The sequence below is a fragment of the Rhodanobacter umsongensis genome, from assembly GCF_042654965.1.
GTDB lineage: Bacteria > Pseudomonadota > Gammaproteobacteria > Xanthomonadales > Rhodanobacteraceae > Rhodanobacter > Rhodanobacter umsongensis.
Genome location: NZ_JBHSMK010000011.1, coordinates 141,161 through 161,105, shown reverse-complemented (window position 1 = coordinate 161,105; position 19,945 = coordinate 141,161). Strand labels below are relative to the sequence as shown.

Below are 19,945 nucleotides of genomic sequence, written 5' to 3'. Positions count from 1 at the left end.
TGACCACCGTCGCCAGCTTTCGCGCCACTCACGATGTCCGCTTCGGGTCGAAAACAGACATCGTTTCACTGCGCCTGCTGAGGCGCCGAAGTCCTGCTGCTGCTACGGCAGCAGGGATGGATCTGTCAGGACCTTTCCGATCTGGGCGAAAAGCTTGCCACGTGCCGCTTTGTCGTCGCGCGAGCCGGTAAGAAACGCCGCCACGACAATGGTCCGGCCATCAGGCATCGTTATCACACCTATATCGTTGAAGGCCGCCGTTTGGCCTTCCAGGGTGTACGAAGTCCCGCACTTGTCAGCGAGGCGGACACCCTTTGGCAGCCCGGCCCGCAAGCGATTGGGCAGGGTTTGACCGTACATGAGGTCGACCAGCCGCTTTGTCGACTCGCGAGAGAGCAGCTCCCCGGCCCAGAGCTTTTCAAGGAAATCGGCAGCCGCGTCAGGCGTCGTGCGGTTGCGTGGATCTTCCATATAAGCCCGATAGCCGCGCCGCTGGCGTGATAACGCAGCAAGCTCAGACTCGTCATCCGGGATGGCGCGCCCGTCGGTGGTATCTCGGAATATACGGCCAACGTCGCCCTCGGAAAGATCTACGCGCATGCTGTCGATGCCGTGGTCCCGCAGAAACCGGGTGACCACACGTGGCCCGCCAACCAGCTTGATCAGGGCGTCGACCGCCGTGTTGTCACTCTCGCTGACCGCGGCGGACAGCAAACGCCGGACTGTGAAGCGCATGCGCTCGCCCTTGAATACAGCCCCGATTGATGGCACTGCTGCCCCCGGTACAAGATCTTCTCGATCAACGGCGACCATCTGGTCCAACCCGATCAGACCGGCATCAACCTGGGCCAACACCGCTGCGGCAACGGGCGCCTTGATGACGCTCATCATGGGGAACGCACGACCTGCGTTAACTCGGACCCGGGTTCCTGTGCGCAGATCCACCGCCGTAATTCCCAACACGCCGGGCTTTGCGCTCTCCGCGAGCGTCGTCAAGACGTGTTGCAGACGGGCGCCTTGGACCTTGATCACCTCGGCGCTCGTTGAGGGCGAAATGGGCGCCGACAGGAGCATAGCCAAGGCGAGCGATCGGAGGGTTTGGCTCATGAACATCCCTGATGACATTTATGACTCCAGAGCGAATGCTATCAGTCTTCGATAGGCCGGCCGCGTCCGGCATCGGCCAGAAGAGGTCATTTAGTTCATCTGGCTTGCGGCAAGGCGTTCGTCACAAAACTCAATGACTTGCATCAATATGGACCGGCAACCTTCTGCTGGATCAGTTTTTACTTCGGCCATCGCCTTTTCGATCTCGGATCTTCGATCTCGAAATAATTGTCTGACGAACTCAGGAACAAAGCGAGACTGTAAGCCATGCTCGAGCTCATCAATGCCGAAGCCGACACTTTCCATAGGCTCTAATGCACGAACTCGGGTGGCAAGAAAGTCACCGAAGTCCCGGGAAAATTCGAGACAAAACTGGCTAACGTCCTCAGTCGGCGCCACAATTTTAATGAGATCGCCCCTCGAATCAAATCGATGGATGTCCGCCGGAACAAAATAGTGGCCATCTGCCCACGCCGTGACGATTGGATGCCCATCATGGGTTGCTGCATTTCTGCTTAATTCCATGAATTTGCCGTGGCGTAAGCCTGCAATGTCACCCCAAGTAATCTTAGTGGGCAGAAAAATTGATCCACTGTCTTTCAGTGTCTGGATGGTGTTTGCGAATGCTGAAAACGCGAAAACTATCTTATTTTCAGTGTGCTCCGTGCCTTGCCTTGATGTTTTGAATCTCAGCATCGATTGATCACAACATTCAACAACTCCACGGAGATAAAAATCAAACTCTTTGACCTTAGATTTAAAGAAGTTCAAGCACCATTTGCGCTGATCATTTTTCGTAATGCTCATGCCGGCAATCCGTCTTCCCAAAATGCCTAACATCTTGACTCATGCGGCCGGCTCCTGCTCGCCGCCACCCCGGAAGTGGGCGCGTGATGAGTGGCAGCTATGGGTCGGTTTGCGACGGTTGCGGCCGGCCCAGGGGAGCTTGGCTGTGGTCCGATTGGCGGCTGCTAGGTGCGGCTTGCGGCGGAATGCTGATTCCGGCACTCCATTACGAGGTCAGGACGGCCCTGAGGTAACTCGATCGCGGCCCAAACTCCATAGTTTGTAGGCAGCCCGTTCTCCATAGTTTGTGTTTGGCCTACAAACTATGGAGTTCTGTCCACGACGGCGATGCATCCGCGGTGCTTCCCGGCCGCTTCATTTGCACCAAGTCGACGCATTGCCCATCATGGTGCAATGAACGATCGGGCGTGGCGGACATGGGCGGCACAGATGGCGACCGGGCTGGCTCTGGTCGATGCGGAGTTGCGCCTGAGCTGGATCAACCCGGCATTGGCCGAGCGGCTGGAGCTGGGGTTGAGGAACGTGGTCGGGCAGCCGCTCGACCTGCTGCTGAGGGAACCGGACGCGCTGGCGCAGGCCGCCAGGGTGTTGAAAGAGCAACGCCCCGCGCAATGGCGCGGTATATCGCTGGCGGTGGTCGGTGCCCGGGAAATCACGGCGGATATCGCGCTGCAGCCGTTCGAGGACGGCCTGCTGCTGGAAGTGCACGTGCTGGCCCAGCCGCTGTCGAACAGTTCACCGCTATCGGCCACCCTGCGTGGCTTCGCGCATGAAGTGAAGAACCCGCTGGCCGGCCTGCGCGGCGCGGCGCAGCTGCTGCAGCGGCGGGTCGACAACGCGGACCTGCGGGCGCTGGCGGGCCTGATCATCGATGAGGCGGATCGGCTCGGCGCGCTGGCGAACCGGCTGCTGCATCACGATGGCACGGTGCGGCTCGGCCCGGTGAATATCCATCAATTGCTGGGGCGGCTGACCGATCTGCTGCAGGCCGAATCGTCGCCGCCGCAGCTGCGCCACGACTACGACCCCAGCGTACCGGACCTGCTCGGCGATGCGGACCGGCTGCAGCAGGTGCTGCTCAACCTCGCGCGCAATGCACTGGAAGCCGGCGCGCGTACGTTGACCTTGCGCACGCGGATCGAGCACGGCCTGAACCTGGGCGAACGGGTGCTGCGCATGGCGCTGCGGGTGGATGTGATCGACGACGGCACCGGCGTGCCGGCGGCCTTGCGCGACACGCTGTTCCAGCCACTGGTATCCGGCCGCGTCGATGGCAGCGGCCTGGGTTTGGCGCTGTCACGCGAGATCGCGCACGAGCATGGCGGCGAGCTGCGCTGTGCGAGCCGCCCGGGCGAGACGGTGTTCTCGCTGTATCTGCCACTGGAGCGAGCACATGACTGAGGAAATCTGGATCGTCGACGACGATCGCGGCGTGCGTTTCGTGCTGGCGGAAGCCCTGCGCGATGCAGGCTTGACGGTTCGCGAGTTCGGCGACGTGGCGGCCGCGCGCGAAGCGCTGCGGGACACGCGCCCCGCCCTGCTGCTCACCGACGTGCGCATGCCGGGGGAAGACGGGCTGGGCCTGCTCGGCGAACTGCAGGCGCAGGGTATCGGCCCGGTCATCGTGATGAGTGCCTACACCGATGTCGCCACCACTGCCGCGGCGTATCGCGCGGGCGCGGTGGATTATCTGGCCAAGCCGTTCGATCTCGATCACGCAGTGGCCAGCGTGCAGCGCGCGCTGGCCAGCGTCGCGTCGCCGACGGTGGCTGACCACCACGCCACCGTGGCGACCGACGCACTGCTCGGCGAAAGTGTGCCGATGCGCGAGGTGTTCCGGCTGATCGGCCGTATCGCCGCCAGCGATCTCAATGTGCTGATCACCGGCGAAACCGGCACCGGCAAGGAACTGGTGGCACGTGCGCTGCACGAGGAAAGCGCGCGCCACGAGAAGCCGTTCGTGGCGTTGAACACCGCGGCGATTCCCAGCGAACTGCTGGAAAGCGAGTTGTTCGGCCACGAGGCCGGCGCGTTCACCGGCGCCAGCCGGCGCGTCGCCGGCCGTTTCGAGCAGGCCGAGGGCGGCACGCTGTTTCTCGACGAGATCGGCGACATGCCGCTGGCGCTGCAGACCCGCCTGCTGCGCGTGCTGGCCGGCGGCGAGTTCTATCGCGTCGGTGGACGCGAGTTGATCCGCGGCAACGTGCGCATCGTCGCCGCCACCCACCAGGACCTGGCCGCACGCGTCGCTGGCGGGCAGTTCCGCGCCGACCTGATGCACCGTCTCGACGTGGTGCGCATCGAGTTGCCGCCGCTGCGCACGCGCCGCAGCGACATCCCGCTGCTGGCGCAACACTTCCTCGCCGCCACGGCGAGGGACCTGAAGCTGCCGTCGAAGCGCTTCTCGAAGGCGGCGTTGAAGCTGGTTGCGCAGCGCGACTACCCCGGCAATGTGCGCGAGCTGGAGAACCTGTGCCGCCGGCTGGCAGTGATCGCGCCGGGTAGTGAAATCCTGCCGGCGGATCTGGGTGCCGGCGCCGTGGCGCCCGGCGGCGGCGAATGGACCGATGCGCTGCGCGAGTGGGTGGTGGCCGCACTGGCCGGTGGTGAAACGGACATCCACGCCCGCGCCCGCGAAGCGCTGGACCGCACTCTGTTGCAGGCCGCGCTGCAGGCCAGCGAAGGCCACCGCCAGAACGCCGCCAGCGCGCTCGGTGTCGGCCGCAACACGCTCACGCGCAAGCTGGGCGCGTCGCGCACGCGGAAGAGATGACTGACGCCGCAGCGGCCCATGCCGATGCGCGGAGCTGCCGGGATTCCGTCCGTACTTCGCTCGGTACGGACGGATGGTGGCGGCCGGCTCGTTCAACGCGAACGGAAGGGGTTGGACCCGGGACCGCCGCCACACGGCATGGCGCGAACGAAACGATCGGTCGTTTCTAGCGCTGCACGATCACCGCAAACCAGTTCCAGCCGCGCACGCGTTCGGCTATCAGCTTGGTGCAGGTCAGCATCGGCACGGCCAGCAAGGCGCCGGGGATGCCCCACAGCCAGCCCCAGACCAGCAGCCACAGCAGGATCGCGATCGGGCTCAGCCGCATGCTGGCGCCCTGGATCATCGGCGTGATCAGGTTGCCTTCCACCGCGGTGATGCCGACGAAGGTGAGCGCCGGCAGGAACACGTCGAGGTTGGCGTCGTTCGCGTAGAGCATGCTCACCATCGCCAGCAGCGCGGTGGTGACGATCGCGCCCACATAGGGAATGAAGTTGGCGAACATCGCCACCGCACCCCACAGCAACGGATCGGGCACCTTGTACAGCCACAACATGCCGGCGGTGATCGCGCCCACGCTGGCGTTGATCAGCAACGCGGTGAGCAGGTAGCGCGAGATCTCGGTCTGGATACCGCGCACGATGCTTACGGCGTGACGCTTGTAGGCAAAGCTGGGGGTGATCTCCACCAGCCGTCGCAGCATCGTGTCGCCGTAGATCAGGAAAAAGAACACCAGCAGCAGCACGCTCAGCACCGCCGCGAGCACCTTGGGCGCGGTCGACACCACGTCCCAGGCGCTGATCGACATCGGGGTCGCCTGCGACGTCACCGTACGGCTGCCCGAGCGGCCGTTGACCAGGCTCTGGGTGGCGCGATTGGCCGCCTCCAGCGGTTGGGTGAGCGTGCGAAATTTCGGCACGAAGCTGTGGATGGCGGCGGGGGCGCCGTGAAACCAGCCGATCGCCGGCTGCGCCAGCAGGCTGATACCGCTGCCGATGCCCACGATCAGCCCGATCATCAACACGCTGGCGCTCAGCCAGCGGGGCAGCCGAAGGCGCGCGCCGGCAGCAACCAGCGGGTTGAGCGCCAGCCCCAGGAACGCGGCCAGCACCAGCGGTATCAACAGCGCGCGCGTCAGCGTGACGGTGTACATCAACGCCAGAAACAACATCACGTTGAGCGCCACCCGCACCGCGCGCAGGTGGCGGCGGATGCTGCGGTTGGCCTTCAGTCCGCCCGCCAAACCGCCCGGCGGAAAATCCGGTGCGACCGAATCGAGCCCGATCGCCTCGGCGTCGACCGGAACACTCGCGCTTTCGGCCGGCGGCAACAGCGGCTCGACCTCCTTCATGCGGGGCCGCCGTCACTCGTGGCGACGTCATCGGCACGGCGGTCCGGCGCGCCGCGATCGACGGCTGCGCCCACCACACCCAGCTCGGCGACCAGCCGCGCGCCGAAGGCCACCGCATCGGCCAGACCGCCGCTGAGCAACGGCCCCACGCCGGGCACATGCAGCGGATGCACGTTGAGGCTGCCCAGCACGAAGCCGGCCCCCGCCGCGGCTCCCACCGCAGTCAACGGATGGGTGTGGCCGCGCCGCAGCAGCGCCGTCACCGGCGGCCGCAGGGTCTGCCGCGCCGCTGCCGTGCGCCGCTGTGCCGCCTTGACTCGCGTCAACTGCTCGAAAACGCTCATGCCCGATCTTCCCCCCGGTTGCCTCGCATGGCACCGCTGCTGATGCCGCCGCGTGGCGTGCCGTCGGGCCCGCCTTCGTTCGCGATGTCGGCCTTGCGCACGGTATCGCGCATCATCGCACTCCATTCGCCGCGCGTGGCAGGCAGGCTCATCCAGTGCATGCAGCGGCGCACCAGCAGGATCGAACCGACCAGGAACGCCACCTGCAGCAGGGCCAGCACCACCAGCGCCCCGAGCCACGAGCCCAGCCAGCCAGCCAGCAGCAGCCCAAGCAATCCCAGCAGGGTCAGACCCAGGCCGACGCCGGCCACGGTCGCCGCCAGCCCCGCGGCCAGCATCCACGATACCGCGCTGCGGGCCAGCCCCAGTTCCGCTGCCAGCAGGTGCATCTGCGCGCCAAACAGTTGCCTGATGGCGCGGCCGAGCTGGCCGATCTCGGTCAGCAGCCCAGACGCCGGCGACGCCGGGTCCGGTGCCGCTGCTTCGCGGGGCGATTCGCTCTCGTCGTGCATTCCCTGCCCCTGCCGCGTTGGTGGACTCAACGCCGCAGGATGCGGCCAAGCAGCCAGCCGGCGCCCAGCGCGATGGCGACGGACTGCACCGGCTTCTCGCGCACGTACCCGCGCGCCCGTTCCAGCCACTCGTCGGCGCGATCCATGGTTTCGTCGTAGACCTCGCGACCGCGTTCGCCGATCTCGGCGGCCTTGTCGGTCGCGCGGTTGGCGGCGTCGGCTGCCTTGTCGGTGGCGCGATGCAGGCCCTCCTCGACGTGGTCGGCAGCGCGGTCCACCGTCTCCTTGGTGCTGGCCACGGCACTGCTGGTGGCCTGCTTGATCCGTTCGGCGCGCTCGTCGATGCGGCTGCCGGCGGTCGGCTCGGGGTTTTCGATCGGTTTGTTCATTGCATGCTCCGGGGAAGACTCACTATGACGCAACCAAGGCGCAACTTGCGCCCGTTACCTGGCACGACGGAAAAACGCGATGATCGCCAGGATCAGAAAGATGACAAACAGGATCTTCGCGATGCCGGCGGCAGCGCCAGCGATGCCGCCAAAACCCAGCACAGCGGCAATGATGGCGATGACCAGAAAAACCAAGGCGTAGTGAAGCATGGGGGCATCCTCGTTGTGGGGGGCGGTCGCGTTGGGGGTGTCGCGTGCTGCCATTCACCCATAGCCCATGCCATGCGAGCGTGAAGAGAGTCGACGCAGCCTGCACGCCGCGCCGATGCCTTGTCAGTCGCCGACCAGCGGATTGAGGCTGTACACACCGACCAGCTCGGCCTCGGCCAGCACGTGCCCGACCATCGCCGAATGCAATTCAGCCAGCGAGAAGCCGCTGATCAAGGGCAGCGACGCCGTGTCGAGTGCGTAGACCTTGAAGTGATAGTGATGCAGCAACGCATCGTTCCATGGCGGGCACGGGCCGTCGTAGCCAAGGTACTCACCGCCCATCTCGGCATCGCCCGCAAACCAGCCGGTGAAATCATTCACACCCTGCACGCTGCCCGGCGGCCCGTACGGTTCGCGTTTGCCGCGAGGGGTGACCTCGTCGCTGCAGGCACCGGCGGCCAGTTCGCCGCATTCGGCCGGGATGTTGGCGATCAGCCAGTGCACGAACTCCACCCGGGGCAGGTCCGCCGGCACCGTGCGGCCGGGCTTGTTCACGTCGTCGCCACGGCTGGGCACGTCGGTATCGATGCAGGTGATGACGAACGAGCGGGTGGCCGGAGGTGCGCCTTTCCATGCCAGATGCGGGCTGTGGTTGTCTGACAGCGCGAACGGCCGCGCCACCTTGCCGAAGGCGAACCGGGCGGGGATCCGCCGGCCGTTGTCGAAATTGTCGCTGCGTAGTTGCATGGCCATTCTCCCGTGGGTGGTTTCGTTGTTGCAGAGCGATGCCGGCGAAGACTGGATCGGGTCACCCCACCAGGTTCAAGGCTTGTACGTCACCCGATACACCGCCCCGGCCAGATCGTCGCTGACCAGCAAGCTGCCATCGGGCAGCGGCTGCACGTCAACGGGGCGTCCCCAGGCGCTTTCGTCCTGTTCGAACCCGGTGATCAGCGGCTCATACGCGAGTACCTTGCTGCCGCTCAGGCGCACCGTCATCACCCGGTAGCCGGACTTGCGCGTGCGGTTCCACGAGCCGTGTTCGGCCACGATGATCGCGCCACGGTAGCTGGCCGGGAACTGCTTTCCCTCATAGAAGCGCATGCCCAGCGAGGCCACGTGCGCGCCGAGCTTCAGCACCGGCGCGGTGTAGTCGCTGCACTTCCTGCCCTGGCCGAACTCGGGGTCGAGCACGTCGCCCTGGTGGCAATAGGGAAAGCCGAAATGCTCGCCGACCCGGGTGACTTCGTTCAACTCGTCGCTGGGCACATCGTCGCCGAGCAGGTCGCGGCCGTTGTCGGTGAACCACAGCCGCCGGGTGCCCGGCTGCCAGTCGAAGCCGACGGTGTTGCGGATGCCGCGGGCCACGTCCTCGATGCCGGAGCCGTCCGCGTTCATGCGGACGAGCTTGCCGTGCGCGGGCGCCGGATCGCAGACATTGCACGGCGAGCCGATCGGCACGTACAGCTTGCCGTCCGGGCCGAACGCCAGGAACTTGCCGCCATGATGGGTTTCGCGGGTCAGCTTGTCGGTGATCAGCTCGGGCTTCGGCGGCGCATCCAGATGCTGTTCGATGTCACGCAACACCACGATCCGGCTGACCGCCGAGATGTACAGGTCGCCACGGTGAAACGCCACGCCCATCGGCAGCTGCAGGCCGCTGGCGATCACGCGCACTTTGTCGGCGAAGCCATCGCCATTGCCGTCGGTCAGCGCGTAAACCTTGCCGGCGTCGGTCGAGCCGACGAAAACGGTGCCGTTCGTTCCCACGGCGATCTCGCGCGCGTCGGGCACATCCCTGGTGTACAGCGCGATGTGGAAACCCGGAGGCAAGGTGAGCTTGTCCAGCTGCGGCGCGGCAAGCAGGGGCAGCGACGAAACCATCAGCAACAACGACAGCAGCAGGCGCATGGCGGCACTCTCGCGGCGGGGGAAGATCCAGCGTATACCGCCGCGCGTGAAGCCAGAAGGGCTGCCGATCTGTAAACTGGCCCGCTTCACAGGGGGCAACATGGGCGAGCTGGAAGACCTCACCACGCTGGTGCGCGCGGCCACGCCGCTGCTGGTGATCGAGACGGTGGACGAGCAGCGCGTGATCGAATGCTTCCGCCACGTGATCGCGCAGGCGCTGCACCCGCTGTGGCGCTGGACGCTCACCGACGGCCTGGGCCGGCTCGACTTCGCCCAAACCGACGCCGAAGTGGCGCCGGACGCCACCGCCACCCTGGACGCGATCCGCGCGCAGGACCAGCGCGGCATCTACCTGATGTTCGACTTCCACGGCCTGCTGCGCTACGCGATGAGCCTGCGCCAGCTGCGCGAGATCGTGCAGCGTCAGCGTTCGGCCGCGCACACCATCGTGCTGGTCGGCGCCAAGGTGGAGCTTCCCGAGGAACTCGAGGCGCTGGCCCTGCGCGTGCCGCTGTCGCTGCCCGACCTCAAGGAGCTGGCCGGCATCCTGCGTGGCGAGGCGGTGGCCTGGCAGCGCGAGCAGGGCCGCAACATCACGGTCGACAACGACGCCGCGCGCACCATCGTGCGCAACCTGCTCGGCCTGTCGGCACCCGACGCGCGGCGCATCGTGCGCAAGCTGATCTACAACGACGGCGCGCTGGGCCCGCAGGACCTGCCGGAGCTGATGCAGTCGAAGTTCGACCTGCTCAACCGTTCCGGCCTGCTGCACTACGAATACGCCACCGCCAGCTTCGCCGACATCGCCGGGGTCGGTCGCGTGCGCGAATGGGTGCAGCGCCGGCGCGCGGTGTTCCTCGCCGCCACGCCCGACCCTGCGCTCGACCCGCCCAAGGGCGTGCTGCTGCTCGGCGTGCAGGGTTGCGGCAAGAGCCTGGCGGCGAAGGCGATCGCCGGCGGCTTCGGCGTGCCGCTGGTACGGCTGGACTTCGGCACGCTGTACAACAAGTACCAGGGCGAGACCGAAAAGAACCTGCGCGAGGCGCTGGCCAGCACCGAGCTGCTGGCGCCGTGCGTGCTGTGGATCGACGAGATCGAGAAGGGCCTGGCCGGCGGCGGCGATGACGGCGGCGTGTCGCGCCGCGTGCTCGGTTACCTGCTGACCTGGATGGCCGAACGCAAGGCCAAGGTCTTCGTCGTCGCCACCGCCAACGCGGTGCAGGAGCTGCCCGCCGAACTCCTGCGCAAGGGCCGCTTCGACGAGATCTTCTTCGTCGACCTGCCGAAGGAAGCCGTGCGCGGCGAGATCTTCGCGATGCACCTGGCCCGCCGCAAACTCGACCCCGCCAGCTTCGACCTGCCCGCCCTCGCCGCCGCCAGCGACGGCTTCTCCGGCGCCGAAATCGAGCAGACCATCGTCAGCTCACTCTACGACGCCGCCGGCAACGACACCCCGCCGGACCAGACAACGCTGCTCAATGCGCTGACGCAGACACGGCCACTTTCCGTGCTGATGCGCGAACAGGTGCAGGCGTTGCGCGCATGGGCGCTGGGGCGCTGTGTGGCGGCGGATTGAACGCCGAGGGTTGGCGGCACTGAGAACAGGTGTCGATGTCGGCATGCGTCCGCTGTTGCAGGGGGATCCGCCGACGGCAGATCGGTCGAGCGCAGGGCCTGCCGTCAGGCGGCCGGCGCGGGCGTGGCGACGCCGGGGCGGCCCAGCAGGTCGCGCACCGCCTCCTCCAGCGTCGCCTTGCCAAACGGCTTGGGCAGCACGCGGATCTGCGGAAACTCGTTTATCAACGCGGTCTGGTCGGCGCCGGAGAGCACCAGGAACGGAAGCTTCCTGGCCAGCAATTCCAGCACCAGCGGGCGGGCGTCCTTGCCGCGCAGCTGCATGTCCAGCAGCACCGCATCGACCTCGCCATCGTCCAGCTCGAACATGGCGTGCTCGAGCGTGATGTTGATGAGCACCTCGTAGCCCATGTCGCGCAGGATGTCCTCGACCACCATGGCTACCACCGGGTCGTCCTCGACGATCAACACGCGTCCCGCAGTAGCAGATGACATACGCAACTCCATTTTGGAAACAGTATGACAACCACCACGTCGCAACGTCACCCGTTGTGCGTCCCCGCCGTTTCGACGGCCGCGGTCAGGCGGCGCACCCGTGCGGCCAGCTCGGCCGTGGTGAACGGCTTGTTCAACAGCTCCACCCCGCTCGCCGCGTCGACGTCGAAGATGGCATCGTCCGCGTAGCCGGTAATGAACAACACCTTGAGGCCGGGCTGCAGTTCGCGCGCCCGTGCCGCGAGTTGGCGCCCGCTGAGGCCGGGCAGGCCGACATCGGTGATCAGCAGGTCCACGACGTGCGCCGGTGAGCAGATGACCTCCAGCCCGTCGGGCCCATCCGCGGCCTGCAGGCAGCGGTGGCCCAGATCCCGCAGCAGCGCCGCGATCAGTTCGCGTACTTGCGGCTCGTCGTCCACCACCAGCACGGTTCGCGAGGCGGCCCTGGGCAACGGGGCCTGCGCCTTGTACGACGGCGATTCTTCCACCGCACCGTGGTAGCGCGGCAGGTAGACGCTGACATCGGTGCCTACGCCAAGCTGGCTGTCGAGCTGCACGTAGCCACCCGACTGCCGCGCGAAGCCGTAGACCATCGATAGGCCCAGACCGGTGCCCCGGCCGATCGGCTTGGTGGTGTAGAACGGCTCGAACACGCGCGCGGCGGTTTCCGGCGTCATGCCGACGCCATCGTCGCTCACCGTCAGGCACACGTACTCGCCCGGACCGGCCCCGTGCTGCGCCAGCGTTTCGGCGCCGACCTCGCGGTTGCACGCGGCGATCGTCAGCCGGCCGCCGTCGGGCATCGCATCGCGTGCGTTGATGACCAGGTTGAGCAGGGTGTTTTCCAGCTGGTTGAGATCGCAATGGGTGGTCCACAGGCCCGCGCACTCGCACATGTCGAGCTGGATCGACGGCCCGATCGTGCGTCCGATCAGCTCCTTCATGGACCGGATCAGTTCGTTCACGCATACCGCGCGCGGCTCCAGCGGCTGGCGGCGCGAGAAGGCCAGCAGCCGATGGGTGAGCGCGGCGGCCCGCTGTGCCGATTGCATCGCCATGCCGGCGCAACGCTCGGCCTCGTCGCGCCGCCCCTGAGTCAGCCGGGCCTGCATCAGTTCCAGGCCGATGATCACGCCGGTCAGCAGGTTGTTGAAATCGTGCGCGATGCCGCCGGTGAGCTGGCCGACCGCCTCCATCTTCTGCGACTGGCGCAACTCCTCGTTGGCCTTCTCCAGCTCGCGGCTGCGCTGGGCAATGCGCAGTTCGAGCAATTCGGCGGCGCGCTTCTGCGTTTCGATGTCGGTATTGGTGCCGATCCAGCGGTCGATGCTGCCGTCCTCGGCCAGAATCGGCAGGGCCCGCGCGATGTGCCAGCGGTAAGCGCCATCGGCGCGACGCAGGCGGAACTCGGCCTGGTACGGCGCTTCGCTGACCACCGCCCGCGCCCAGCTGGCTTCGGCTGCCGGCCGGTCATCGGCATGCACGATGCTGCGCCAGCGATCGCCCTGGAGGTCGCCGACCGTGCGCCCGGTGTAGTCATAGACGCGATCGTTGAACCAGTCCAACGCGCCATCGGGCCGCGCCGTCCACGCCTGGTCCGGCATCGCCTGCGCCAGCCGACGGAACTGCACTTCGCTGCGGCGCAAGGCAACCTCGGCCTTCTTGCGCGCGGTGATGTCCAGAAACATCACGGCGACGCGGTCGGCGTACTCGGCGGGACGTGCGCGCACTTCGTACCAGCGGCCATTGGCCGGACCGAGGTCGATTTCGAACTGGCGCGGCTGGCCGCTTTCGAGCACCTCGGCGTATGCGTGCAGGAGCGCCACCGGCACCGGCGGCAGCATCTCGCGGATCGACCGTCCGGGCGCGGTGCCAGGCTCGAAACCCCGCTGCGCTTCGAAGGCCGGGTTGGCCTCGACCAGGCGGAAATCGACGATCGTTCCCTGCGCGTCGCGTAGTGCCTCGGCCACGAAGAAGCCTTCCTGCATGTGCTCGAACAGGCTGCGCCAGCGCGCTTCGTTGTAGCGCAGTGCGGCCTCCGCCTGTCGCCGCCCCGTGGTCTCGGTGCAAGTGCAGAACAGGCCTGCCACACCGCCTTGCGGTTCACGCAGCGGCGAGTAGGAGAACGTGAAGTACACCTGCTCCCGGAAGCCATTGCGCTCGACCAGCAACGGCAGGTCTTCCAGGAACGTCGACGTGCCGGCATAGGCGCGATCGATCAGCGGGCTGAGCTCGTCCCAGATCTCCGGCCAGGTCTGCCGGAACGGCGCCGCCAGCGCGGCGGGATGCCGCTTGCCCAGCAGCGGGATGTAACCATCGTTGTACAGGCAGATGCGCTGCTCGCCCCACAACAGGAACGTGGGGCACGGCGAGTCGAGCATCAGGCTCACCACGGTGCGCAGCGAGTCGGGCCATTGCTCGATCGGCCCCAGCCCGGACCGCGTCCATGGGTGGGACCGCAACAGCGCCCCCGTCTTCCCGCCGTCGTCAAGAAAGCCGGTTTTCACCGTCGCTGTCCCCGTCAACCGCCCCGTCAGCACATCCTAGCGCCGAATGCGCGCTGTCGGGGAGCGGCGGACGGGCCGAAGGTCTTCAGCCGCCTCGCGGACGGCACCGGCGCGGTTGCAGTCGGCCACCCGTTTCGGCGTAGTCTTGAGCCCCCATCGTCAGGAGGGTCGAACCATGTTTGAGCGTGCCACGAAGCTGCTTATCCCGCTGATCGTGACGTTGCTGCTGCCTGCCGCCGCCAGCGCCGCCACCGCAGCCGACCACCCAAGCACATCGCTGCAGCAGGCGGCGCAGGGCCACTGGCGGTCGCCGGCCAATCAGGCGCGCGACCGCTACCGTCATCCGGTGGACACCTTGCAGTTCTTCGGCATCAAACCGGACATGACCGTGATCGAACTGTCCCCCGGTGGCGGCTGGTACACCGAGATCCTCGCGCCGTTCCTTTACGCGCACGGCCACCTGATCGAAGCCGCGCCGGCGACGGCGGCGAAGTTCAGCGCCATGCTCAAGGCCAATCCGGCGGTGTACGGACACGTCGAGAAAATCATCCCGTTCGCCCCGCCGTTCCAGGTGAACCTGGGTGCCGCCAACTCCGCCGACATGGTGCTCACCTTCCGCAACACGCACGACTGGCTCAACCACAGCCCGGCCACGCTCGACGCGGTATTCCAGGCCGCCTTCCAGGTCCTCAAACCCGGCGGCGTGTTCGGCGTCACCGAACATCGCGCCAGGCCGTTCGCCGATGCGGTGGACAGCGCCAAGACCCTGCACCGCCTGCCCGAGGATTACCTGATCGCGCTGGCCCTCAAGACCGGCTTCCGCGTCGCCGGCGTGTCGCAGGTCAACGCCAACCCGAGCGACCCGGAAGACATCAACGTGCACCGCCTGCCCCCGGATCTGGCCGGGCCCGACGGCGAGCACGCGAAGATGAAGGCGATCGGCGAGTCGGACCGGATGACGCTGAAGCTTGTGAAACCGTGAAGCGCGCGTCGAAGCCCACCCTTCCGGCGGAGGCCGGAACGATGGGCTTCCCGTTCGGGCAGCGCGTGGATGGCCATGCGCCGATACCTTTGCCAGGTTGACCGAAGACCTTTCCACCGCGAAGCTCGCGATTTGCCTCCCGGTCCAGCCATGCACGAACTGCCACCGTTCCACCTCGCCTTCCCGGTGACCTCGCTGGCCAACGCCCGAGCCTTCTACGGCGACCTGCTGGGTTGCCCCGAGGGCCGTTCCAGCGGCAGCTGGGTCGACTTCGATTTCCACGGCCACCAGATCGTGGCGCATTTGGCTCCGGAAGAAGCGCGCGCCGTCACCGCACATGACGTGGATGGTGACCAGGTGCCGGTACGGCACTTCGGCGTGGTGCTGTCGATGGATGCATGGAAAGCGCTGGCCGAGCGGTTGCAGGCGGCTGGCGTGCGCTTCGTGGTGGAACCGCATATCCGCTTCCAGGGCCAGCGCGGCGAGCAGGCCACGATGTTCCTGCTTGATCCCTGCGGCAACGCACTGGAGTTCAAGGCGTTTGCGGATCGCGCGCAGCTGTTTGCGAAATAGCATGGAAGCGCAGGACCTGCAGAAACTTGTGCGGGTGCGCATGCCGTATGGCAAATACCAGGGGCGGCTGCTCGCCGACCTGCCCGGCGCCTATCTGGCGTGGTTCGCGCGCAAGGGCCTGCCGCCCGGCGAACTGGGACGCCTGCTGGCACTGGCGCTGGAGATCGACCACAACGGGCTGTCGGCGCTGCTCGACCCGTTGCGCCAACGCTAACGCTGACCCCAGGGCATTGAGCGTATGCTGACGGACTGTCCCGGCGGCTTCCGCCAACCATCCTTTTCTTTGTCGGGTCGCGGACGACCTGCACGGGATCGGCGATTTCGCTATCCCGTGCTGTCCAGGCGTCCGATGACCACCCGCTCCCACGAATTCACCAGCGCGACGCGCGCGCTCGCCGTCGATGGCTGGTGCGTGCTGCCGCATCCGTTGCCGTTGGAGCAGACCCGGGCACTGGCCGGCGAATGTGCGGCGATGCACGACGCGAGGCAGTTGTTGCCGGCGCGTACCGGCGCCGACCGCGCCGACTCGTCATTGCGTGGCGACAGCACGTACTGGTTTCACAGCGGCGCGATGAGCGCGCCCCAGCAGGCGTTCGCCGATCACATGGACGAGCTGCGGGTGACACTCAGCCGCCGGCTGATGCTGGGCCTGGTCGACTGCGAGTCGCACTACGCGGTGTACCGGCCCGGCGCCGGCTACGCGCGGCATCTCGATTGCCTGCGCGACGATGATGCGCGGGTGCTCTCGGCGGTGTTCTACCTCAACGACGCCTGGCAGGAGGCCGATGGCGGCGCGCTGCGGCTGTATCTGGCCGACGGCTCATATCGCGACGTGTATCCGCACGCCGGCAGCTTGCTGCTGTTCCTGTCGGCGCAGTTCGAGCACGAGGTGCTGCCGGCCACGCGCGACCGCATGAGCGTCGCCTGCTGGATGCGCCAGCGGGCTATCGGTGCGAACGGATGAGTGCCCCAGGGCCCGTCGCCGGGCGGGGCATTGGCGTGACGCTCAGCCGGTTGCCATGGCCGGCGCCGCGGCCGCGTCGGCCACCGCGTTGAAGCGGGCGGCGATGTAGTCATCGGTGTAACTGGTCATGCCCCAGTCGCGGATGAAGCCGCAATGGCCACCGAAATCGGCAATGTCCAGTTCGACGTTCGCCGGCAGCCGAAGCTTCTCGAAGCTGCTTACCGGGATCACCGGATCATCCCTGGCGGTGAGGATGCTGGCGGGGATCTGCATCGCCTGCATGATGTCGCCTGCCACCGAATAGCCGTCCAGATATTGCTGCAACGATTTGAAGTCGGTATGCCGCAGCACCATCGCCTCGGTCAGCCCGCGCAGGTGCTGATTCAGTTCGGACATCTCGAAATACTGGTGCTGCGGAAACGCCTTCTGCTTGGCCTGCAGCGAATGCCGCCACTTGCGCATGAAGTAGGCCTGGTAGAACCACGGCGCGGTTTCCTCCAGCGAAAACAGCCCCTCGCCGGGATCGATGATCGGGCACACCGCCAGCACGTAGCTCAGCGGAATGCCCACGCGCGACGTCTGCAACGCGGCGCGCAGCGCAAAGTTGCCGCCCAGCGAAAACCCGGCCAGCGCGATCGGGCGGGCCGGCCAGCGTTGCGCGATATCGCCCAGTGCGTGCACCACCTCGTCGATGCGACAGGAGTGGAACAGCGCCTCGTTGAGGCCGTGGCTGTCGCCGTGATCGCGAAAGTTCAGCCGGAAGATGTCCCAGCCGTCGGCGAGCAGCCGGCTGCCGGTCTGCAATACATACGTGGAATCGACGCTGCCTTCCCAGCCATGGAACAGCACCGCCAGTCCGCGCGCCCGGGGGTGGGTCCTCTGCGCGGTGTAGGCGCCGGTGAGGCGTACCCCACCGCCGCCGTCGACCACTACCGCGACGGCGTCCTGTGACACCGTTCGGGCCGCGCGCGGCAGCAGCATGCGGCGCACGCCGCTGGAAGACAGCATGGTCTGGAGGTGGCCGCTGCGCAGCGGCCAGGGTGGACGGAAATCCTTTCCGTGGGGCAGGTTCATGGGCGTCGATTGTCCGGCGCGGCATCTTCCAGCGCTGTCCGGATGCGCTCGCGCGACAGCTCGGCCATGCGCCGCCGCGCATCCGGGCTGGCTGGCGCCGGCGTGAGGAAATGCACTTCGGCATCGAGCGGCGCCTCGCCGAGCAGGCGCACGATGTTGTGCACGAAACTCTCGTCTTCGCGGAAGCCGGCATCCAGCACGCGGCGGCCGCCGCGGGCAAAGCGCAGTGCCACCGGCTGCACCGGCACCTCGGCATCCAGCGCGGCCTGGAAGATGCGCGCGTGAAACACCTTCAGTATGCCGTTGTAGCCAGTGCCGCCTTCCGGGAACACCGCCACCGAACGGCCGCCGCGCAATCGATCGACCATCACCTGCATCACCGTGGACAGCGAATGGTTGCTGCCGCGACGATGAAAAATGGTGCCGCCGGTGGCCGCCATCCAGCCGACCAGCGGCCAGCGCGCGATCTCGGCCTTGGCCACGAAGCAGGCGGCACGCTGGCTGTGCAGCAACACGATGTCGATCCATGAGGTGTGGTTGGCGACGAACAGCACCGGATCGGCCAGCGGCTCGCCGAATCGCACCGAACGCATGCCGAACACGCGCAGCAGCTGGATCGACCACCAGCGGATCATCCGGTGCGCGAACGGTTCGCGGCCATTGGCCATCACCACATGCTGGTTCCAGCTGAGGATCAGCGAGCACAACAGCACGCCCAGCAGGATGTGCAGCAGCAGCAGCGGCACGCGCCACAGGTAGCGCAGCGGGCGCAGCAGGTCACGCTCGGGAACAGTGGTGGTGTCGATGCTCATCAGTGGATTAGTTTAGCGTTAGTTGATACGGCGCGCGGCTCAGCGCTCGAGCTGGGCCAGCGGCAGCGACGGCGAGCGCTTCACCGTACGCAGCACGAAGCTGGAATTGACATCGGCGACCCCGGTGGCGTTCAGCAGGTGATCGAGCAGGAAGCGCGAGAAGTCCTTGAGGTCGGCCACGTAGACGTGCAGCAGGTAATCCATGTCGCCGGTCAGCGCATGGCAGGCGACGACTTCGTCCCAGCCGTTGACGTGTTCGACGAAACCCTCGATCGCCGCGCTCTCGTGCTTGCTCAACTGCACCCGCACGAATGCCTGCAGCCCCAGGCCGACCGCCTGCGGATCGATCTGCGCGGCGTAACCGGTGATGATCCGCTCCGCCTCCAGCCGTTGCAGCCGGCGCAGGCATGCCGAGGGCGACAGGCTGACCCGTTCGGCCAGCTCGGCGTTGGTGATGCGGCCCTCGCTCTGCAGAACGGCGAGCAGACGCAGGTCGATGCGGTCGAGTGTAGCCATGCGCAATAAACTCCTGTCGTTACGTATCTTCGCGCAAGAATAATGCAAGTATTGGGTTGGTGCGGGCAATAAAACAACCTTCGTGCGCCCGGATCGCCGTAAGCTCAATATCTGATTGCCCACGCCTTTCGGAGCTCGCCATGGATACGCCGCGCAAAGTCGAACACCAGCAGACCGACCGTGGTTACGTGCCGGTGTATGCGACCGGCGTGGTCGAGCAGCCGTGGGCCAGTTACAGCACGACCGATCACGAGGTGTGGGACACGCTGTTCCAGCGCCAGCGCGAGATGCTGTCCGGTCGCGCCTGCAAGGAGTTCATGGCCGGCGTTGAACGCTTCGGCCTCGGCGACGGTGGCATCCCGAAATTCACCGACGTGAACAAGGTGCTCGGCGCCGCCACCGGCTGGGAACTGGTGGCGGTGGAAGGCCTGCTGCCGGACGAGGTGTTCTTCGACCACCTGGCCAACCGCCGCTTCCCGGTCAGCTGGTGGATCCGCAAGCCCGACCAGCTCGACTACCTCAGCGAGCCGGACCTGTTCCACGATCTGTTCGGCCACGTGCCGCTGCTGCTCAACCCGGTGTTCGCCGACTACATGCAGGCCTACGGCCGCGGCGGCATGAAGGCGTTCGCCATCGGCCCCGACGCGCTGATGAACCTGACGCGGCTGTACTGGTACACGGTGGAATTCGGCCTGATCAACACCGCCGAGGGCATGCGCATCTACGGCGCCGGCATCGTCAGCTCCAAGGGCGAGTCGATCTATTCGCTGGATTCGCCGTCGCCGAACCGCATCGGTTTCACGCTGGAACGCGTGATGAGCACGCGCTACCGCATCGACACCTACCAGCAGACCTACTTCGTGATCGACAGCTTCGAACAATTGTTCGAGGCCACGCATCCGGACTTCACCCCGATCTACGCGAAGCTGCATGAGTCGCCTGCGCACGCCGCCGGCGACGTGCTCGAGGGTGACCGCGTGTTTACCCGCGGCAACCGCGAGGGGTGGGCGACGAACGCGGATACCTGAGATCCCCGGTTCGCC

22 protein-coding genes are annotated in these 19,945 nt (G+C 66.6%); 8 read left to right on the top strand and 14 right to left on the bottom strand.

Annotated features, from left to right (window positions below):
• Positions 1–102: 102 nt before the first annotated feature.
• Positions 103–1,107, bottom strand: a complete 1,005-nt coding sequence (gene bla, locus ACFPME_RS17495) for a class A beta-lactamase (RefSeq protein ID WP_377306975.1) — start codon at positions 1,105–1,107, stop codon at positions 103–105.
• 90 nt (positions 1,108–1,197) lie between these two features.
• Positions 1,198–1,914: a hypothetical protein gene (locus ACFPME_RS17490; protein WP_377306974.1), complete on the bottom strand. Its 717-nt coding sequence runs from the start codon at positions 1,912–1,914 to the stop codon at positions 1,198–1,200.
• 393 nt (positions 1,915–2,307) lie between these two features.
• Here ACFPME_RS17490 and ACFPME_RS17485 point away from each other — a divergent pair, with 393 nt between their 5' ends.
• A complete protein-coding gene (locus ACFPME_RS17485) occupies positions 2,308–3,315 on the top strand; it encodes a two-component system sensor histidine kinase NtrB (RefSeq protein ID WP_377306973.1) in 1,008 nt (335 codons plus the stop codon).
• A complete protein-coding gene (ntrC, locus tag ACFPME_RS17480; protein WP_377306972.1) occupies positions 3,308–4,687 on the top strand; it encodes a nitrogen regulation protein NR(I) in 1,380 nt (459 codons plus the stop codon). The genes ACFPME_RS17485 and ntrC overlap by 8 nt, the downstream gene beginning before the upstream one ends.
• A 166-nt stretch (positions 4,688–4,853) precedes the next feature.
• Here ntrC and ACFPME_RS17475 read toward each other — a convergent pair whose 3' ends face one another.
• The 7 genes from ACFPME_RS17475 to ACFPME_RS17445 form a co-directional block, all read right to left on the bottom strand.
• The gene (locus ACFPME_RS17475; protein ID WP_377306971.1) at positions 4,854–6,038 is read right to left on the bottom strand and encodes an AI-2E family transporter; all 1,185 of its coding nucleotides are present in this window, start codon (positions 6,036–6,038) and stop codon (positions 4,854–4,856) included.
• Complete coding sequence (locus ACFPME_RS17470) at positions 6,035–6,382, bottom strand: hypothetical protein (protein ID WP_377306970.1); 348 nt, start codon at positions 6,380–6,382, stop codon at positions 6,035–6,037. Before ACFPME_RS17470 ends, ACFPME_RS17475 begins: the two co-directional genes overlap by 4 nt.
• Positions 6,379–6,894 (bottom strand): ABC transporter ATP-binding protein, encoded by a 516-nt coding sequence (locus ACFPME_RS17465; protein ID WP_377306969.1) that lies wholly within the window; start codon positions 6,892–6,894, stop codon positions 6,379–6,381. Before ACFPME_RS17465 ends, ACFPME_RS17470 begins: the two co-directional genes overlap by 4 nt.
• A 26-nt stretch (positions 6,895–6,920) precedes the next feature.
• Complete coding sequence (locus ACFPME_RS17460; RefSeq protein WP_377306967.1) at positions 6,921–7,283, bottom strand: ElaB/YgaM/YqjD family protein; 363 nt, start codon at positions 7,281–7,283, stop codon at positions 6,921–6,923.
• Between the two features lie 54 nt (positions 7,284–7,337).
• Positions 7,338–7,493 (bottom strand): DUF1328 domain-containing protein, encoded by a 156-nt coding sequence (locus tag ACFPME_RS17455; RefSeq protein ID WP_113728675.1) that lies wholly within the window; start codon positions 7,491–7,493, stop codon positions 7,338–7,340.
• 123 nt (positions 7,494–7,616) lie between these two features.
• Positions 7,617–8,240: a YbhB/YbcL family Raf kinase inhibitor-like protein gene (locus tag ACFPME_RS17450; protein WP_377306966.1), complete on the bottom strand. Its 624-nt coding sequence runs from the start codon at positions 8,238–8,240 to the stop codon at positions 7,617–7,619.
• Positions 8,241–8,315: 75 nt separating this feature from the next.
• The gene (locus ACFPME_RS17445; RefSeq protein WP_377306965.1) at positions 8,316–9,404 is read right to left on the bottom strand and encodes a PQQ-dependent sugar dehydrogenase; all 1,089 of its coding nucleotides are present in this window, start codon (positions 9,402–9,404) and stop codon (positions 8,316–8,318) included.
• A gap of 100 nt (positions 9,405–9,504) precedes the next feature.
• On the opposite strand from ACFPME_RS17445, the gene ACFPME_RS17440 reads away from it, so the two are divergent.
• A complete protein-coding gene (locus tag ACFPME_RS17440; protein WP_377306964.1) occupies positions 9,505–10,980 on the top strand; it encodes an AAA family ATPase in 1,476 nt (491 codons plus the stop codon).
• Positions 10,981–11,084: 104 nt separating this feature from the next.
• Here ACFPME_RS17440 and ACFPME_RS17435 read toward each other — a convergent pair whose 3' ends face one another.
• Both ACFPME_RS17435 and ACFPME_RS17430 read right to left on the bottom strand, forming a co-directional pair.
• Positions 11,085–11,474 carry a response regulator gene (locus tag ACFPME_RS17435; protein WP_377306963.1) on the bottom strand — a complete coding sequence of 130 codons (390 nt, stop codon included), beginning with the start codon at positions 11,472–11,474 and terminating at the stop codon, positions 11,085–11,087.
• Between the two features lie 47 nt (positions 11,475–11,521).
• Positions 11,522–13,981 (bottom strand): PAS domain-containing protein, encoded by a 2,460-nt coding sequence (locus tag ACFPME_RS17430; protein ID WP_377306962.1) that lies wholly within the window; start codon positions 13,979–13,981, stop codon positions 11,522–11,524.
• Positions 13,982–14,156: 175 nt separating this feature from the next.
• Between ACFPME_RS17430 and ACFPME_RS17425 the strand changes: the two genes are divergently transcribed.
• From ACFPME_RS17425 to ACFPME_RS17410, 4 genes are all read left to right on the top strand, one after another.
• The gene (locus ACFPME_RS17425) at positions 14,157–14,963 is read left to right on the top strand and encodes a class I SAM-dependent methyltransferase (protein WP_377306961.1); all 807 of its coding nucleotides are present in this window, start codon (positions 14,157–14,159) and stop codon (positions 14,961–14,963) included.
• A gap of 150 nt (positions 14,964–15,113) precedes the next feature.
• Positions 15,114–15,536 (top strand): VOC family protein, encoded by a 423-nt coding sequence (locus ACFPME_RS17420; protein ID WP_377306960.1) that lies wholly within the window; start codon positions 15,114–15,116, stop codon positions 15,534–15,536.
• 1 nt (position 15,537) lies between these two features.
• Complete coding sequence (locus ACFPME_RS17415) at positions 15,538–15,750, top strand: DUF3820 family protein (protein WP_377306959.1); 213 nt, start codon at positions 15,538–15,540, stop codon at positions 15,748–15,750.
• 135 nt (positions 15,751–15,885) lie between these two features.
• The gene (locus ACFPME_RS17410; RefSeq protein ID WP_377306958.1) at positions 15,886–16,500 is read left to right on the top strand and encodes a 2OG-Fe(II) oxygenase; all 615 of its coding nucleotides are present in this window, start codon (positions 15,886–15,888) and stop codon (positions 16,498–16,500) included.
• Positions 16,501–16,542: 42 nt separating this feature from the next.
• Here the strand turns inward: ACFPME_RS17410 and ACFPME_RS17405 are convergent, their stop codons facing one another.
• The 3 genes from ACFPME_RS17405 to ACFPME_RS17395 are packed head-to-tail and all read right to left on the bottom strand — an operon-like array spanning position 16,543 to position 18,902.
• Positions 16,543–17,574, bottom strand: coding sequence for a YheT family hydrolase (locus ACFPME_RS17405; RefSeq protein ID WP_377306957.1), 1,032 nt, complete (start codon positions 17,572–17,574; stop codon positions 16,543–16,545).
• Positions 17,571–18,386, bottom strand: coding sequence for a lysophospholipid acyltransferase family protein (locus tag ACFPME_RS17400; protein WP_377306956.1), 816 nt, complete (start codon positions 18,384–18,386; stop codon positions 17,571–17,573). The genes ACFPME_RS17405 and ACFPME_RS17400 overlap by 4 nt, the downstream gene beginning before the upstream one ends.
• Before the next feature lie 39 nt (positions 18,387–18,425).
• Positions 18,426–18,902: an Lrp/AsnC family transcriptional regulator gene (locus tag ACFPME_RS17395; RefSeq protein ID WP_377306955.1), complete on the bottom strand. Its 477-nt coding sequence runs from the start codon at positions 18,900–18,902 to the stop codon at positions 18,426–18,428.
• Positions 18,903–19,042: 140 nt separating this feature from the next.
• Here ACFPME_RS17395 and phhA point away from each other — a divergent pair, with 140 nt between their 5' ends.
• Positions 19,043–19,930: a phenylalanine 4-monooxygenase gene (phhA, locus tag ACFPME_RS17390; protein WP_377306954.1), complete on the top strand. Its 888-nt coding sequence runs from the start codon at positions 19,043–19,045 to the stop codon at positions 19,928–19,930.
• Positions 19,931–19,945 lie beyond the last annotated feature (15 nt).